13 protein-coding genes are annotated in these 17,615 nt (G+C 40.6%); 8 read left to right on the top strand and 5 right to left on the bottom strand.

Annotated elements, in window-relative coordinates:
* Window positions 1–102 precede the first annotated feature (102 nt).
* Both asnS and ACO1XM_RS19935 read right to left on the bottom strand, forming a co-directional pair.
* Window positions 103–1,536, bottom strand: coding sequence for an asparagine--tRNA ligase (gene asnS / locus ACO1XM_RS19940; RefSeq protein WP_486232318.1), 1,434 nt, complete (start codon window positions 1,534–1,536; stop codon window positions 103–105).
* 264 nt (window positions 1,537–1,800) lie between these two features.
* Window positions 1,801–1,980 carry a hypothetical protein gene (locus tag ACO1XM_RS19935; protein WP_486232316.1) on the bottom strand — a complete coding sequence of 60 codons (180 nt, stop codon included), beginning with the start codon at window positions 1,978–1,980 and terminating at the stop codon, window positions 1,801–1,803.
* 51 nt (window positions 1,981–2,031) lie between these two features.
* Between ACO1XM_RS19935 and rpoN the strand changes: the two genes are divergently transcribed.
* The 4 genes from rpoN (at window position 2,032) to ACO1XM_RS19915 (ending at window position 5,940) form a co-directional block, all read left to right on the top strand.
* Window positions 2,032–3,537 carry an RNA polymerase factor sigma-54 gene (gene rpoN, locus ACO1XM_RS19930; protein WP_486232314.1) on the top strand — a complete coding sequence of 502 codons (1,506 nt, stop codon included), beginning with the start codon at window positions 2,032–2,034 and terminating at the stop codon, window positions 3,535–3,537.
* A gap of 40 nt (window positions 3,538–3,577) precedes the next feature.
* Window positions 3,578–4,201: a hypothetical protein gene (locus ACO1XM_RS19925; protein WP_486232312.1), complete on the top strand. Its 624-nt coding sequence runs from the start codon at window positions 3,578–3,580 to the stop codon at window positions 4,199–4,201.
* A 9-nt stretch (window positions 4,202–4,210) separates the two neighbouring features.
* Window positions 4,211–4,993 (top strand): enoyl-CoA hydratase/isomerase family protein, encoded by a 783-nt coding sequence (locus tag ACO1XM_RS19920; protein WP_486232310.1) that lies wholly within the window; start codon window positions 4,211–4,213, stop codon window positions 4,991–4,993.
* A gap of 65 nt (window positions 4,994–5,058) precedes the next feature.
* Window positions 5,059–5,940, top strand: coding sequence for a patatin-like phospholipase family protein (locus tag ACO1XM_RS19915; protein ID WP_486232308.1), 882 nt, complete (start codon window positions 5,059–5,061; stop codon window positions 5,938–5,940).
* Here ACO1XM_RS19915 and ACO1XM_RS19910 read toward each other — a convergent pair.
* Both ACO1XM_RS19910 and ACO1XM_RS19905 read right to left on the bottom strand, forming a co-directional pair.
* Window positions 5,903–6,172 carry a hypothetical protein gene (locus ACO1XM_RS19910; RefSeq protein WP_486232306.1) on the bottom strand — a complete coding sequence of 90 codons (270 nt, stop codon included), beginning with the start codon at window positions 6,170–6,172 and terminating at the stop codon, window positions 5,903–5,905. The genes ACO1XM_RS19915 and ACO1XM_RS19910 overlap by 38 nt on opposite strands.
* Window positions 6,159–6,725, bottom strand: coding sequence for an RNA polymerase sigma factor (locus ACO1XM_RS19905; RefSeq protein WP_486232304.1), 567 nt, complete (start codon window positions 6,723–6,725; stop codon window positions 6,159–6,161). The genes ACO1XM_RS19910 and ACO1XM_RS19905 overlap by 14 nt, the downstream gene beginning before the upstream one ends.
* A 113-nt stretch (window positions 6,726–6,838) precedes the next feature.
* Between ACO1XM_RS19905 and ACO1XM_RS19900 the strand changes: the two genes are divergently transcribed.
* Complete coding sequence (locus tag ACO1XM_RS19900) at window positions 6,839–7,345, top strand: hypothetical protein (RefSeq protein WP_486232302.1); 507 nt, start codon at window positions 6,839–6,841, stop codon at window positions 7,343–7,345.
* Window positions 7,346–7,771: 426 nt separating this feature from the next.
* Here ACO1XM_RS19900 and ACO1XM_RS19895 read toward each other — a convergent pair whose 3' ends face one another.
* Window positions 7,772–10,222, bottom strand: a complete 2,451-nt coding sequence (locus ACO1XM_RS19895) for an ABC transporter permease (protein WP_486232300.1) — start codon at window positions 10,220–10,222, stop codon at window positions 7,772–7,774.
* A 412-nt stretch (window positions 10,223–10,634) separates the two neighbouring features.
* Between ACO1XM_RS19895 and ACO1XM_RS19890 the strand changes: the two genes are divergently transcribed.
* From ACO1XM_RS19890 to ACO1XM_RS19880, 3 genes are all read left to right on the top strand, one after another.
* Entirely contained in the window at window positions 10,635–13,601 is a 2,967-nt protein-coding gene (locus ACO1XM_RS19890; protein WP_486232298.1) for a ligand-binding sensor domain-containing protein, read from the top strand.
* Window positions 13,585–14,217 carry a response regulator transcription factor gene (locus tag ACO1XM_RS19885; protein ID WP_486232296.1) on the top strand — a complete coding sequence of 211 codons (633 nt, stop codon included), beginning with the start codon at window positions 13,585–13,587 and terminating at the stop codon, window positions 14,215–14,217. Before ACO1XM_RS19890 ends, ACO1XM_RS19885 begins: the two co-directional genes overlap by 17 nt.
* A gap of 292 nt (window positions 14,218–14,509) precedes the next feature.
* Window positions 14,510–17,614: a SusC/RagA family TonB-linked outer membrane protein gene (locus tag ACO1XM_RS19880; protein WP_486232294.1), complete on the top strand. Its 3,105-nt coding sequence runs from the start codon at window positions 14,510–14,512 to the stop codon at window positions 17,612–17,614.
* The last annotated feature ends 1 nt before the right edge of the window (window position 17,615 follow it).

Below are 17,615 nucleotides of genomic sequence, written 5' to 3'. Positions count from 1 at the left end.
GTAACAGGATTTACTTAATGAAAATTGTTCATTTGTTGTGTGAGTTCTTGTTTCACATCGTCACCGTAGTAAAGATGTGAAACAAGAAGGTATTTAGAAAGATTAGAATTCAGCGCTTCCAGGATAGCGTGGGTAAGCAATTACGTCTCGGATGTTAGTCATGCCGGTAACGAATTGGATCAAACGCTCGAAGCCTAAACCAAAACCTGCATGTGGCGCTGTTCCGAATTTACGAAGCTCTAAATACCACCAGATGGTTTCTTCAGAGATGCCTAATTCTTTAACACGCTTCATGAGTCGGTCGTAACGCTCTTCGCGTTGCGAGCCACCAATGATTTCACCAATACCTGGGAAAAGCACATCCATGGCTGCTACTGTTTTACCATCTTCATTCTGACGCATGTAGAAAGATTTGATAGCAGCCGGGTAGTTGTAGAGGATAACAGGTTTCTTAAAATGCTTTTCTACCAGGAAGCGTTCGTGCTCACTTTGTAAATCGGCACCCCATTCGTTAATCAGGTACTGGAATTTCTTTTTCTTGTTGGGTGCAGACTCTCTCAGGATTTCGATAGCCTCTGTGTAGGTAAGGCGTTGGAAATCATTTTCCACCACAAACTTCAGACGGTCTATCAAACCTAATTCGCTACGCTGATCTTGTGGTTTGGCTGCATCTTCTTCTTTAGCACGCTTGTCCAGGAATTCGAGGTCTTCCTGGCAATTGTCTAAGGCATATTTGCACAAGTACTGGATGAAGTCTTGCGCCAGTTGCATGTTGTCGTTAATGTCATAGAAAGCCATTTCAGGTTCGATCATCCAGAATTCGGCCAGGTGGCGAGAGGTGTTAGAATTTTCGGCACGGAAAGTCGGGCCGAAAGTATAGATATCACCCAGCCCCATGGCAAAAGTTTCGCCCTCTAACTGACCGGATACGGTAAGGTTAGCTTCGCGACCAAAGAAGTCTTCTTTATAATTAATTTTTCCCTCATCAGTACGCGGTGGTTTTTCCATGTTGAGTGTAGTTACACGGAACATATCACCAGCGCCTTCAGCATCAGAACCTGTAATGATGGGTGTGTGGATGTAGAAGAAACCACGGTCGTTAAAAAATTTATGCACAGCAAAGGCCATGTTATGTCTTACACGGAATACGGCACTGAAGGTGTTGGTGCGTACACGCAGATGGGCGATCTCGCGAAGAAATTCCAGTGAGTGTTTTTTAGGCTGTAACGGAAATACTTCCGGGTCGCTATCGCCATAAATTTCGATGCTATCAACTTTTACTTCTACCGTTTGACCTTTGGCAGGTGAGGGGATCAGCTCTCCAGTAACAGCCAGACATGCTCCGGTAGTAATGCGCTTGAGCGTGGCTTCGTCAAACTTACCTAACTCAACAACCGCTTGTAAATTATGGATGGTTGACCCATCGTTCAGGGAGATAAATTGGTTGTTGCGAAAAGTTTTTACCCAACCCTGCACGGTAACACGTTGGTTAGTGGGGGTGGTTTTAAGTAAGTCTTTGATTTTAGCTGTTCTCATAATTGTTTTGGCTGGGTGCAGCTACAGATTGTGTAGTGTACACCTTCAATAAAGACCGCAAAAAACGTGAATTGGCGAGACTTGTCAAAATTGGAAATGACGTGTTTTAATCTAACCCCTTGGTTCGTTTCCTCACGAACCAATACTTGAACTCTACTACTCGGTTTATGTCCTCACAGACCGAAATGGATGGTCTGCAAAGACACAGACCATAGGATGATGAATTGCGTAAAGTGTTGAAATGCAGGCTATTTGAACTCATGTTTAGTTTTTTGTTGTAATATTTTTAAGAAAAATACCGGCCAGGGATAGGAGCGGAAATCCCACGCGCTTCGCGTGGATTGCAGCGGATAGCCCGGTTTGAGCACCTGCCTGTGCGGAGTTTTTGCAGCGAGGCAGGCAGGTAGCGAAAAGGCCGCCAAAAGAATTGATACTTGTTGGCATGATTTTTTTTCTGACTTGCCGTGAAATGATAACTTTGTTTAGAATTCGTGTATGCAGAAACTAGGGTTAAATCAATCGCTACAACAAAAGCTGTCTCCGCAGCAGATTCAGTTTATTAAACTGCTACAGGTACCTACTGCAGAGTTGGAAACAAGAATTGAAGAGGAGTTGGAGATCAATCCGGCTTTGGAAGAAGGGGAGACAGAAACACCAGATACTACAGATGACAATACCGCTGAGGCTGAGTCGGAAGAATATGGGGAGACTTCGGGCGGTGATGATGAATTAGATATTAACGATTACCTGCGTGATGATGACTATAGCGGTTATAAGATGCAGGGTGATGGCGATGGTGATGAGGATGACCGGGAAATGCCCATGGCGATGGGTACCAGCTTGCAGGAGTTATTGCTAACACAACTCGGCTACCTTGGGTTGGATGAAAAGCAAAGCAATATTGGTAAACAATTGATTGGCAGTATTGAAAACGATGGCTACATCAGAAGAGAGTTAGATGCTATTGTGAATGACCTTGCTTTCTCGCAGGGCATTGACACTACGGTTGAAGAGGTAGAAAATATTCTAAAGAAAATACAAAGTTTTGATCCGGCTGGTATTGCTGCCAGAAATTTGCAGGAGTGTTTGCTCTTGCAGTTGGAGCGCTTGAAACAGAACATTGAAGAAGACGATTCGGATAAATTTACGAAGTCGTATGTGGTGGAGAAGGCCATGCAGACCGTGCGTGACTGCTACGAGGAGTTTACTAAAAAACATTACGACAAGATTATTAAGAAGCTGGACATAGCCGAAGAAGATGCCGATGATATTAAAGATATTATCGCATTGATTTCGGGTTTGAATCCTAAGCCAGGTGGTGTAAGTGCCACTACAGGGGTTTCTAAGAACCAGGTGATTATTCCGGATTTTATTTTAACCAACAACAACGGTAAGCTGGAGCTGGCGCTGAATTCGCGCAATGCTCCTGAGTTGCGTATTAGTCGCTCGTATACCGACATGTTTAAGGCTTACGACAAAGGTGATAAGAAGGACAAAAAATTAAAGGAGGCGGTAACTTTTGTGAAACAGAAGTTGGATGCTGCGAAGTGGTTTATTGATGCGATCAAGCAGCGACAACAGACTTTGTTGCGTACGATGAAAGCCATTGTTGATTTTCAGTATGAGTACTTTCAGGAAGGGGATGAGACGAAGTTGAAGCCCATGATTTTGAAAGATATTGCTACCATGATTAACATGGATATTTCCACGGTGTCGCGTGTGGCCAGTAGCAAGGCAGTGCAAACTGATTTTGGCATTTTTCCATTAAAATACTTTTTCTCTGAAGGTATTGCCACAGACTCTGGTGAAGAGGTGAGTAGCCGCGAGGTGAAGCAGATTATTAAAGATTTGATTGTGGCTGAACCTAAAGGCAAACCACTTTCGGATGATAAGATTGAAAAGATTTTGAACGAGAAGGGGTATAACATTGCGAGAAGAACGGTGGCGAAGTACCGTGAGCAACTGAATATACCGGTGGCGAGGTTGAGAAAAGAATTGTAGATAATTTGAAATTTAAAATTTCAAATTTAAAATTGATTAAATGAAGTTACTGGCCCAGTTCATTTCGGTTATTACCCATCCCTTACTTTTAGCAACTTATTTATTTTCGCTGTTTGCCTGGTTATATCCACCGGCCATGTTTCCTGTTCCGGACCGCTCATTTCGTGGTGTGTTGATGTTAATTTTTATTTGCACCTTTCTGCTGCCGGTTATTAATGTTTATTTCTTTAAGATATTCGGCACCATCTCCTCTATGAGTATGCCTTTAAGAAGAGAAAGGATAGCACCTTTTCTGATGATTGCCTTATTGTATGGTGTAATTACTTATTTGTTGCATGCAAAATTGGGTTTGGGTTTTCAGGATCCTTTTATGAGGTTCTTGTTGATTATTGATGCATTGGTATTGGCTGCTTTCATCATAACCTTATGGATGAAGGCGAGTATACACAGCCTGGCTACAGGTGGTTTGATGGTGATGATGGCCATGTTGAATTCGATGATAGAGAATGGCGTGCTTTTTTATCCTTTACTGGCTTCTATTTTACTTACAGGCATTGTGATGACTGCCCGCTTATATTTACAGGTACACACGGTTAAAGAAGTGGTGGTTGGATTTGGTATAGGTTGTTTAGTGAGTACTATTGGCATGATTTATTTATTTTAATTAGAAAATATGGCTTATACTTTTTTGAAATATGAAGTAGCAGAAGGCGTTGCTACCATTACACTGAACAGACCTGATGTTTACAATGCACTGAATGATGAGATCACCTATGAACTGCAGGATGCATTGAAGGCTGTAGCCAAAGATGAACAGGTACGTGTGGTGGTGTTGACAGGTGAGGGTAAGGCTTTCTGTTCAGGGCAAGATTTGAAAGCTGCGAGTGGTCAGCAGAAACGTTCGTTCATGGACTCACTGCATAAACGTTACAATCCGATTATCCGTGCTATGCGCAATTTGCCAAAACCTATTGTTTGTCGCATGAATGGAGTGGCCGCAGGTGCGGGTTGTTCCATTGCCCTGGCTTGCGATGTAATTGTTGCCAATGAGGAAGCACAATTGATTGAAATTTTCATCAACATTGGTTTAGTGCCTGATTCAGGTTCATCTTTCTTTTTACCCAGAACCGTAGGCTTTAATAAAGCTTTTGAATTGTGCAGCATGGGCAACAGGCTGAAAGCAAGTGAGGCAGTAAACATTGGCTTAATCAACAAGGCTGTGCCGGCAGGAGACTTAGATGCTGCAGTAAAAGGTTATACCGATTTTTATGCGAAGGCACCAACAAAATCCATTGGCTTGATTAAGAAAATGCTAAACAAAGCTCAGACAGCTTCACTGGATGAGATGCTTGACTATGAAGCATACTGCCAGGAGATAGCGGGTAGCTCGCAAGATTATAAAGAAGGTGTGCAGGCTTTTTTAGAAAAGCGAAAACCGAATTTTTTGGGGAAGTGATGATTTAGAAATCAGGAAGTCGGATAAGAATTTTTGAATAACTTCTGATATGAATTAATAAGTTTATGAGAAATGTTCGCTTAGTACTGGGCAGTGGTGGGGCTCGAGGTATGGCGCACATAGGCGTTATAGAAGAGCTTCAAAAAGCAGGTTTTGTTATTAAAGAAGTAGCAGGCTGCTCTATGGGTGCCATTGTTGGCGGACTCTATTGTGCAGGGCATTTGGATGAATACAAACATTGGCTGATCAGCTTAAGTCGCTTTGATGTTTTCAAGCTGCTGGATTTTACACTTTCTTCTCAAGGCATCGTAAAAGGTGATCGTGTGTTTAAGGCGATTGAACAACTCATTGGCTACCATGAAATTGAGAAGTTTCCGATTCCTTTCACCGCTGTTGCCTGCGATCTGATAGCACGTGAGGAGATCTATTTCAGGTCGGGTAGTTTGTTTAAAGCGCTAAGGGCTTCCGTTGCTATTCCGACCATCTTTACCCCGGTGATCGATGGGCAGCGTCAGCTGGTTGATGGTGGTGTGCTGAATCCGTTACCGATGAATTTGGTAAAGCGAGAGGCAGACGAATGGTTAGTAGCAGTAAACGTAAATGGAAATAAAACGGACTTAAAAAAGGTAACAGCCCCTGTGGCGAACCAAGAGAAGGCTGCTTACCTGCGCATGCTCGATCATTTCAGAACACAGATTTTGCGTTTTGATAGTAAGGCGGAAGAAACAGTAGAGAAACTTGGCTTCTTCGATTTATTGAATAAATCATACGATTTGACTTCGGATAGATTAACTGATCTGATGATTGAAATGCATAAACCAGATTTAGTGATTGAAATTTCGCGCGATGCCTGCGGTGTATTTGAATTTTACAGAGCCAACGAAATAATTGAAGAAGGAAGAGGTGCTTTTAAGAAAGCTTTGGAGGCGAAACTACTTGCTCAATAACCTGTTGTGAATTTGCATTTTGATCTTTGTTTTCCCTTTGTTCCCAGCGTACAACAATAATCAATACTATTGTAAAGAAGGCTGCAATTAAAAAGTAGATAAATACTTTGAACATACGTTTCCACTTCTGGTCACGCTCATGGCGCTGCATAATATCACCGTAATTGCGATGTCTCGCAATATTGCCGGTTGTCATGCGCTGACGTCTTAACCTTATGTCATTTCTTGCCATCGTACTTAATACTCAGGTTAAATTGTTTACGTAAACGGTCAAGTGCTCTGTAGGTTCTCATTTTTGCTCCGCTTTCTGTGATATCGAGAATAAAGGCAATTTCTTTAAAATCTTTATCTTCAAAAAAACGAAGTTCAAGCACCTCCAGCATTTCCGTAGGTAGTTCTTTAAAATAGACCAATAATTGCTTGATCAGGTCTTCATCCCAGCCTTCATTGCCCTGATCCATCAATTCTTTAATTCGAATTTCTTCTAAGCTGAAAACGCGGTCCGTTTTCTTTTTTCTATAATGTTTATTTACCTCATTGGCCGCAATGCGGTAAAACCAGGCAGAAAGTGGTAGCCCTCTGAATTCGAAACGATTTAAATTATTAAGAGCATTTAAAAAAGTCTGTGAGCAGAGGTCGGCCGTTAAATCTTCATCATCGGTCTGACGGTAGATAAAGTTGAAAATTCTGTCGAAGTACTTTTCATACAGAACGCCAAAATGTTTTGAATCACGCTTGGCACGATCTAGTATTTCATACTCCTGCCGTATTTCTGCTTCGGTCATAGCTTGATTTCATTCGTAATTCGCCACAAGCTGAAAAGTCACAAATATTTACAGCAATACGGGTGATAAATAAGTCAGGAAAAGTAGTAAACTTTATCTAAACACTAAAAGCCATGAAATATTTATTTATGATTCTACTCAGTTTGCCTCTTTCAGCTGAAGCACAACAAAACACCCCATGCATGACTATTCCGCAAGCACGTGAATTTGATTTCTGGATAGGTGAGTGGGATGCCTACGTGACCAATAGTGAAAAATTAGCAGGACACTCGAAAATTGAGATGGCTTCAGGAGGTTGCATGATACTGGAGAACTGGACTTCTGTTGGCCAGCCTTTTAGTGGTAAGAGTATGAATTTTGTAGACCCGGCAACGAAGAAATGGAAACAGGTTTGGGTTGGTTCCGGGGGACTGAATGTAACAGAGTTTCTGAATGGTGAATACCGAGACAATGCTATGCGCTTTGAGTATGAAACCCTAACACCGGCAGGGAAGAAACAGTTTGTTAAATTTCATTTTTATAATATCAGTAAAAATGAAGTAAGGCAACTACACCAGACATCGGAAGATGGTAGTGTTTGGGTAACTACGTATGACTTTACTTATAAAAGAAAAGCATAGCTATATTGATGTGCTGATTCGTTGATTGATTTGATAATTTTAAGATTTGAAAATTTGAAGATTAAAAATCGCATCATTGCGATGAACGAGGCGTTGAATGCGGGCTTGGGTTAGGAAGCAATCTGTATTGATGTGCCGATTCGTTGATGAGCTAATTCGTTAATGATTTGATAATTTTAAGATTTGAAAATTTGAAGATTAGAGATTGCGTCATTCGATGAACGAAGCATTGATTGTGTGATGAGATGAGGAAGCAATCTCAAGTATTTTCGACAAGCAATCAGATTGCTTCTTCATACCACCACACATCCTATCCCAATTCCTCGGAATGACGAGCTATTTTATTTAAATGACTTCTGGTTTTAACTTGCTGCTGGCAGTTGTCGGTTATTTCTACAAGTATGTAGTAGCTTGTAAATTGTTTTGCTACTCCTGTTTAAGGGTTTCAGTAGGCTGGGTGCGGGCGGTGTGTATAGTTTGGTACCCTATAGTTACAAAAGCAATTACAACAGCTAAACCACCTGCCAATAAAAATATACCAGCATCAATGCTAGCCCGGTATTCGAAAGAAGCAAGCCATTCCTGCATACTGTAAATGGTAATAGGAATAGATAGCGCAAGGCAAATCAGTATCATAATAGCATATTCTTTGGAAAGCAATACGAGAAGTGACTTTTCACTTGCGCCCAATACTTTACGGATGCCGATTTCTTTTACACGGCTTTGCATAGCCAGCGATGCGAGTCCGTATAACCCAAGGCTGCCGATGATAATAGCCAGCATGGTGGCGATACGCACAATTTTACCCAGATTCTGATCTTCCTTGTACTGTGTCTTCATGGCTTCATCAACGAAATTGAAAGCAAAAGTTTCACCATTGGTCAGTTTTTCCCAGATCCCTTTTATTTGCTCTATACTAACCGCCATGTTTCCTGGACTAAGCCTCACAATTATTTTTGGCATAGGGGAATTGCTGATATTAATATTCTCTACACCGGATTGAATAATGGCTGGGTCCTGGACCATCACGAGTGGTTCAACTTTTGTGTAAAGTGCCGCGTAATTAAAATCTTTAACGACCCCAATGATTTCATGGTCGCCAAAATTTTTACCAGGTATTCTCTTTCCGATGGCATCATCCCATCCATATTCCTTGGCAAATGCTTCGTTAACGATAATCCCTCTTCGTTTATCGGAGGTATTGGCATCTGAAAAATTTCTACCGGCTACTAATTCAATTTTAAGGGTAGGGATGTATTCGTCATCTATTGTATTAAGATTAAAATTATGATAAGCGCCTTTATCGTCTGTAAAACCCACAGCCATCCAGTTGCCATGACCAAAATCCTGAGAAGAAGCGCAAGTACCAATCACATCCGGAAGTTTGGATAGTTCTGTTTTAAATTGTTCCGCGATCTCGAAACCCTTCACTATTCTTTCACCAAGTCTTCCTTGCGGGGGCACAAATAATTGCATGGTGCCCAATTGCTCACGGTTGAATCCCAGGTCTTTATTTTGTAAGTAGTCTAATTGTTTTTGCATCATCAGTGTACTGCTAATCAGGAAAATGCTGAGTAACAACTGAACCCCTACCAGTACTTTACGGATACCCTGCTTACTGCCAGATGCTTGTAATTTACCTTTTAAAATAGCAATGGGCTTAAAACCAGATAAAACAAAGGCCGGGTAACTTCCTGCAACTAATCCGATAATGAAGAGTAAAACTAAAACAGTAGTAACCATGAAGCCATTTATGGGGAATAACAGTTGTCGCCCTGCCAGATCATTAAATACAGGCAGGTTCAACCTGGCGAGTAGTAACCCAATCATCATAGAGATGATTGTTAAGAGTATGGCCTCACCAATAAATTGAAAAATGAGTTGTTGACGCTCTGCACCAACAACTTTTCGGATACCGACTTCTTTGGCACGTTTAACAGACCTGCCAATGGAAAGCGTGATGAAGTTAATGCAGGCAATCAGTAAAATCAGAGAGGAAATGGCGACCAATATATAGCTGTAGCGCGGATTGCTAACCGGGGCAATACCAGCAGGATAGGTATCATCAAGATGTATACTGGTAAGGGCTTGCAAACCGGGGGCATACTTACTTTGCTTGAAATCTTCTTCACCAAGAAGCTTTCTGAATAAATCGGGAAATTTTGAAGTGACACTGGCAACGTTGACACCTTCCTGCAATAAAATATACGTTTCCGGACTAATATTAAACCAGGCTGAAGTCAGCACTCGTTCAGGATAGAGTTTGATTAAATTATGATCAGATACCAGTATATCAAATTGTATGCTGGAGTTGGTAGGCACAGCAGCTACCCCCGAAACAACCAGGCGCTCTGCATTTTCGCCCAAGGTCAATACCAGCGTTTTTTGAATCGGATCTGTTTCACCAAAATATTTTTTAGCGGCCGCTTCACTTAATACAACCTTTCCTGGTTGGTCGAGTGCAGTGTTACGATCTCCTTTCAATAATTCAAAATCAAAAACAGTAAACAGGTTGCGATCCGCAATGGTGAGCGATTCAGGAAATAGTTGATCATCTATTTTTACTTGTGTGCCAGCCTGCACAATGCGCACAAAGGCTTCCACTTCTTCGAGGTTATCTTCTAAGGCAGGCCCAATGGGAAAAGGCGTGGTTGTATTAAAAAACTCCTGATTTTCTCCCCAATTCTCTTTTACATATACCCTGTAAATGCGATCTGCTTTACTATGAAAGCTATCGTAAGTCCACTCTTCGTGAACAAACAATGCAATAAGTAAACAACACATAATTCCTAATGCCAAACCGGCTATAGTGATGAGTGCGTGAACCTTATTGCGCCACAAGGAGCGAAAGGCAATGGTAAGATAATTTCTGATCATGACGTATCGTGTTTAAATGATTGTGCAAGGCAGATATGACAGACGTTAGTACTTGGAGATGAAGTATCTGCTGAAAAAGTTGTATTCTGCTTTTTTAAGGTAAAACCAGCGCTATTTTGCTTCTTGATGTGGCCGTCATGGTCTGGAATACCTCATCTGGAAGTATTTGTGAAAGCCGTCATTCTATGTTATTTTGCTGGTAAACAAGCTTAAAATCCACTTTATTACATCTTTTGGTAATAGATTACCGTATGATGGGTTATATAGACCCCAAAAAATAGCCCTAAATTGGCTGGTATGAATTAATCATGAAAATGCTTTTCACTGAAGGAGCCGACAATGGCCTGGTGGATACATATCAATGCGCTGACATGCAATCAAAACATGAAGGCTTTAAAACAATTTGTAACAGATGAAACAACTCATTGCATGCGTCTTTAGTTTACTGACATACAGTTCAGTACTGGCACAGCAATACTCCCTTAAAAACTATAAAGCCATTGATGGCCTGCCGCAATCGCAGGTCAATATGGTGGTTGAAGATGCGCAAGGCTATTTATGGATTGGAACCCAGGGTGGTGGTTTGGCCCGTTTTGATGGTAGTGAATTTAAAGTGTATACAACCTTGGATGGTCTATCCAGCAATATCATCAGTTTTCTCAAAATTGATTCAAAACAAAATCTGTGGATTGTACACCCCCGTGGCATTACAAAGTTTGATGGCAGAACCTTTAAGGTTTTTGAACAACCAGGAAGAGTTGCCAACACCAAACGCATAAAAAGAATTTTTCAACAAGGTGACTCTCTTTTCTTTCTGTCATCTCCGGGAACGCTCGGAAAAATTTATAAAGACTCTGTCTATTATTGGTCGAAGCATGTTAAAGAAAAAAAGAATATAGCGTATTCACATTTATTGCCATCAAAAGAAACCATGCTTTACCTGAACGACAGTTCGTTTGTGATCCTGGGGAAAACAGGGAAGCGCTCGTTTAACCACAGCCGTGATTTCAACAGACTCTATTCTATGTTTACGATGAACCATGAGACATGGCTTTTCACAGATAGTGGATATTTTACTTTGGATACAGAAGCTTTAACATTTACTAAAAGAGATTTGCATATCAAGAATACTATTCTTTTTTATGACTCAACTAAAAATGTATTCTGGACCAGGTATAAAAACCTTCTATTAAAAGAGGCACTTTCTGAAAACACCCATAAGGTTGATACTGTCATGATTGAGGGAACAATTGTACAGATACTCCCAGATTCAGAAGGCAATACCTGGTTGGCAACCAATGGCAATGGCCTGTATAAATATTTTATTCAGGACTTTAATAAGTGCAACTCCGATAACATGCGAAGCGTTATGGCCATTTTAAAAGAAGATAATGGCACCATTTGGATTGGAACTACCAATCAGGGTTTAATCAGAATGGAGGGTACTAAGGTTAGTTATTTTAGAGATGCGAAAGAGCATTACCGGAATTCAATTACCTGTATAAAGAAATCTCCGAATGGTACAATATGGGTAGGCACACAATATGGTTTAGGGCAATATCAACCCGCGACTAATTCATTTAACTGGTTTACCAGTAATGAGGGCTTAAGTGGCAGCTCTATTACAGGCGTACAGTTTGATGAAAAGGGTAATTTGTGGGTGGGAACTTTTGGGGCAGGATTAAGTTATTTTGACGGACAAAATTTTAAGCACTATAGTATTAAAGACGGACTGAGTAGTAGCAGTGTGCTTTCCTTATACTACAGTATCTATTATAAATCCTTATTTATTGGAGGTGAGTTCGGTATCTCTGATTTAAGAGATGGAGCCATTTATCATCCAATGATTCCTGAAATAGGCAATACAAATATTAACTCTATCAATCCGTTTCGCGATTCACTTTTATTGATCGGCACTGGTGGTTCGGGTGTGGTCTTGTACAATCCAAAGACCATGTACAAGAAACGCATCAGTTCCAAGGAGGGCCTGTCATCTGATTTTATTTATTATGCTGCCGCAGATCCATCTGACGATATCTGGATTGGAACGGAAAAAGGAATTTCCAGAATCAAACTTGATAAAAATCTTCAAATTGAAAGTACACTTCAATATGACCACACCAACGGATTAGAAGGGATTGAGGCAAACCAAAATGCATTTCATTTAGGCAAAGATGAGCGTTACTTTGGTATGATTGATGGACTTTATGAGTTTTATAATATTGACGGCAAACAAGCAAAATCATTCCCGCTCCATCTCACAGAGGTGAGTCTTTCTTATGGTAAACGAGAAATTCAATCCTACTCAAAAGGCGTTAACGGATTTTTTAAAATTCCGGCAGAACTGAGTCTTCCGCCTGATGAAAATAATATCAGTTTCACTTTTAACAGAGTAGATAAGCGCTATCCAAAGTCAGTTAAGTTTAAATATCGCTTAGTTAACCATGATCGAAACTGGTCGCTGCCATCTTCAAATTATGAGGCCAATTATTCCAATCTTTCTCCCGGATCCTATACATTTGAAGTGATCTCTACGAACAACAGAGGCTCGTGGGATTTTACACCACTCCGATATAGTTTCGAGGTAGAAGCTCCCTTTTATCAAACAACTGGTTTTTTATTTACCATGGCTGTGTTGCTGGTGGGCCTTACCTTGCTTTATTTTTACCTGAGGGTACGTCATAAGGTGCAACGGGCTATTGAGTTAGAGCAAATAAGAGCCAGAGAACAAGAAGTGCTTCGAAAGGAAATAGCCAGAGATTTTCATGATGAAATGGGCAATCAGTTGTCACGCATCATTAACTATGTGAGTTTGTTACGCTTGAATGGAAAGAGTGGCATGTCGCAACAGGATTTGTTTACCAAAGTTGAAGGTTCTGCAAAGTATTTGTATACGGGCACCCGGGATTTTATCTGGTCTATCGATCCTGTTAATGATGAACTTTCTAAACTTTTTATACACCTGCGTGATTTTGGGGAGAAGTTATTTGAAGAGAAGTCCATTAACTTCAGAGCCTACAATGAAGTGCGCGAAAAGGTTATGCTACCTTATGGTTTTAGCAGACAGGCCAATCTGATCTTTAAGGAAGCCATGACCAATGCCTTCAAGTACTCTGAAGCACAAAACGTTAAACTGACCCTGCTCAGAAAGAATAATATTTTTGTGATGTCTATTGAAGATGACGGAAAGGGCTTTTCGGTGCCAGATACAAAAAGTAATAATGGCTTGCAAAATATTCGCGACAGGGCTAGTCGCATTAATAGTATTTTACGTATTAGCAGTACCCTGGAGGATTTAAGTCAGGATAAAAAGGGAGTAACAACAATTAGTCTGGAATTCAATAATATTAAATCAATAAAATATGGCATTACCGTTTAAAAAGAGAGTCGTTTTAGTGGAAGACGATCAGGAAATAAGAAACAGCTTTAGTCTGATTGTTAACAGCTCACCGAAATTTATGGTGGTGAATGGTTATGGCACAGGAGAGGAAGCAATAGCAGCGTTACAGAGAGATAAACCTGAAATCGTGCTCATGGATATTGAATTACCAGGTATGAATGGCATTCAGGCTACAAAAACAATTAAGGATAAAATGCCTACTGCCGATATAATCATGGTAACTGTTTATGAAGACAGCGACCTTGTGTTCGAAGCATTAAAGGCAGGTGCATCCGGCTACATAACAAAGAGTGCCAACTATATGGAACTGCTTTCTGCATTAGAAGAAATAATAAAAGGGGGAGCACCCATGAGTAGCAGAATTGCCAGAATGGTGATCGACAATTTCCACGTTAACCCCAACTCGCCCCTTACCAAAAGAGAAACAGAAATTTTACAACTGATCTCTGAGGGTAAGACCTATACCCAGATTTCGGAGGAGTTGTTTATTTCTAAAGAGACTTCTAAAACGCATATTAAGAATATCTATTCAAAACTGCAGGTTACCTGTAAATCTGAGGCCATCGCCAAAGCAAACCTTGAAAAATTGATTTAAGGCAGTAACCTTATTTTAGTGAGTCCTTTTTGTAAAGGGCTGTTTTCTGAGTTGAAACATCAGCTTCTAAATGAAATTGGAAATGATGAACCAGCTTTTTAAACAGCCCTTTTATTATTTGAAAATATTTATGTACAAGATTACAACCCACCCCCTACCGCATTAGAGGTTAGTCTCTCACGCTATTTATACCGTCTCATTAGTCATTTTATTGGCCATTGAATTTTTGACTTTTGGAATAACATACTGCGTGTGCAGTTATGGACAATTAAAAGTTAAAAAATCTAATACCATGAAGAAAATTTTACAAACATGCTTTGTGTTTCTGCTGATGGCAACATCGGTATGGGCACAGGAGCGAACTGTATCAGGAAGGGTTACTTCCAAGGATGATGGTACCTCCTTGCCGGGGGTAAACGTGATAGTAAAGGGTACCTCTACAGGTACTGTTACCGATGCAGATGGAAGATACACACTTAATGTTTCATCCAGTAGCGCAATATTGGTTTTCTCATTTATCGGACTGCAAAGTCAGGAGGTGAGTGTCGGAGAAAGAACAGTAGTTGATATCTCCCTCTCTACTGACATTACACAGCTCTCAGAAATTGTGGTTACTGCTCAGGGTGTTGAGCGTGATGAACGCAGTATCGGATATGCCTTACAAACCATTAAGGGTTCAGAGGTGTCACAGAAATCTGAGGTTAATCTGCTGAACACACTACAAGGTAAATTATCCGGTGTTAATATTACAGGTGCCAGTGGTGCGGCAGGTGCCAGTACTAATATTAACATTCGTGGTGTAACCTCTTTCAGTGGTAACAATCAGCCGCTTATTGTTGTGGATGGTGTAATTTTTGATAACTCAGTAAGCAATTCTGTAAATACACTTTTCGGAACACAACCCTCTAACAGGTTAAATGATATTAGTCCTGAGAACATTGAGTCTCTAAATGTATTGAAAGGACCTGGTGCTGCGGTATTATATGGTTCCCGTGCTTCCAATGGTGTTATTGTTATTACAACTAAAAGAGGTGCAAAGATTTCTGGTAAAACTGAAGTAACGCTTACTTCATCTATAAATTTCCAGAATGCATTCGGTTTGCCAAAATTACAGAATGAATATGGACAGGGTATTAACAATGATTTCAACAATACCTCTACTAATTCATGGGGACCAGCTTTTGGTGGTAGCTTAACTCAAGTTACTACTTTGCAAGGTGATGTAGTTCCGTATAAAGCATTTGAAAATAATGTGCAGGATTTCTTTCAGACTGGAAGAACATTACAAAATGGTGTTAATATAGCTGCTGGGGATCGTGACAAGAATGTGTCTGCTTCAATTTCTTCAACAGATCAGGAGGGTATTATACCCGGAACATTCTTTAAAAGAAACAGTGTGCAATTTGGGGGCAATAGCAAGTTAAACAATGGACTAAAGCTAGGGTCATCAATTACCTATGTACAAACAAAACAGGATGGTATTACACAAGGTAATGGTGGTAGTGCTTTAGGGCAGTTAACACGTATTCCAAGAAGTTATGACTTATTAGGAAGACCTTACAAAACTCCGCTGGGCACAAGTATTTATTATAATCCTGCACAAAACCATCCGCTATGGAGTGTGGACAATGAAAAATTAAGTTCATCTGTTGATAGAGTCTTTGGTTTTGTGTCCGTTGGTTATGACATCAAGCCATGGCTGAACGTTACATACCGTGCTGCCGCAGATGTATTCAGCGATAGACGTAAACTATCAATGGCCATAGGATCAGCACGGGCTACTACTGGTCAGGTTCAAGATGGTTTATTCTATAATTCAGAATTGAATGGTGATTTAATGATCACTGCCTCCAAGGATAATCTTTTCATGGACGGACTAAGTGCCAGTTTGTTATTAGGACAGAATACAAACCAACGTATTTCACAAACCACAGCGGTAGATGCCTTGCAATTGGTGATACCTGGTTTTGAAAACGTAAGCAATGGTAGTGTATTTACGGGCAGTGGTGAGTTAAGTACCTTAAGAAGATTAGTTGGTGTTTATGGTGATTTGAACCTGAGCTATAAAAACTACCTGTTCATGGAATTACAAGGCCGTGTTGATAAGTCTTCTACATTACCTGTAGGAAATAATACTTTCTTCTACCCAGGTGTATCTATGAGTTTTGTGCCAACCGAGGCATTTGGAATTGAATCAAATGTTATTTCTTATGCTAAAGTAAGAGGTAGTATTGGTAAAGTGGGTAGAGATGCCAATCCATATTTGTTGGAGTCTTTCTTAGTAGCAGGAGCTTATGGAAACAACGTGGCATCCGTAACGTTTCCAATGAGTATTGGTGGAGCAAGTGTACCAGGTTTTGCGCCTAGTGCAAGAATTGGTAGCAATAAGTTGACACCTGAATTTACTACTTCCTATGAAGGAGGTGTTAACCTTGGCCTCTTTAAAAATAAGCTTAGTGTTGATGTGGGTTACTTCTATTCTGAAAGTAGCAATCAAATTTTTAACGTTGCTGTATCAAATTCCACTGGTTATGATACCCGAACTACTAACGTGGGGCTTATTACAAACCGTGGTTGGGAAGTTGAACTTTCCGCCAGTCCTGTGAAGGTTGGTGACTTTTCCTGGGATATTTCCTTTAACTGGTCGCGTCTCAGAAACCGCGTAGTACGTATTTCTGAAGGTGTTGAAAGTTCGACAATTACTGGTAATGTGTTCACAGGTATCGCACCATCCATTAGAAGAGGTTCACCTTACGGAGTTATTATCGGTACTGCATATGCCACCAATGCCAATGGTGAGCGTTTGGTAAATCCTCAAACAGGCCAATACATGCCTGGTGTTGCCAACTCTGTAATCGCTGATCCTAATCCTGAATGGACCTCCGGATTAACAAACACATTCACTTTCAAAGGAATATCTTTATCAGCATTGGTAGATGTTAAGTATGGTGGTGATCTTTATTCATTTGGTTGGGTAGATTTAAGAGGAAACGGAAGTCTGGCAATCACAGCGAAAGACAGAGAGCTTCCTAGAATCTTGCCTGGTGTTATTGCCAATGGTGACGGAACCTTTACTGATAACTATATTCAAATCCCAGCTCAAACATATTGGGGTGCATTAGGAGGTTTGGCTTCGCAGTCGGCAGTATTTGATGCCACTACCTACCGTTTGCGTGAATTATCCCTGACATATCAGCTTCCTTCAAGTCTGCTGTCTAAAACACCATTTGGATCAGTTAGCATTGGTGCCAGTGCGCGTAACGTATTCTTTTATGCTCCCAATGCACCTGGTGATCCAGAGTTAAATACACAGGGTGCAGGAAATATCCAGGGACTTGATCTGAATGGAGCGCCCAACACAAGAAACTACGGGTTCAATCTGAAGATTACACTTTAAC

Source organism: Chryseotalea sp. (genome assembly GCF_057350905.1).
Note: the sequence above shows the minus strand (reverse complement) of the source record. Positions and strands in the feature narration are given on the sequence as shown.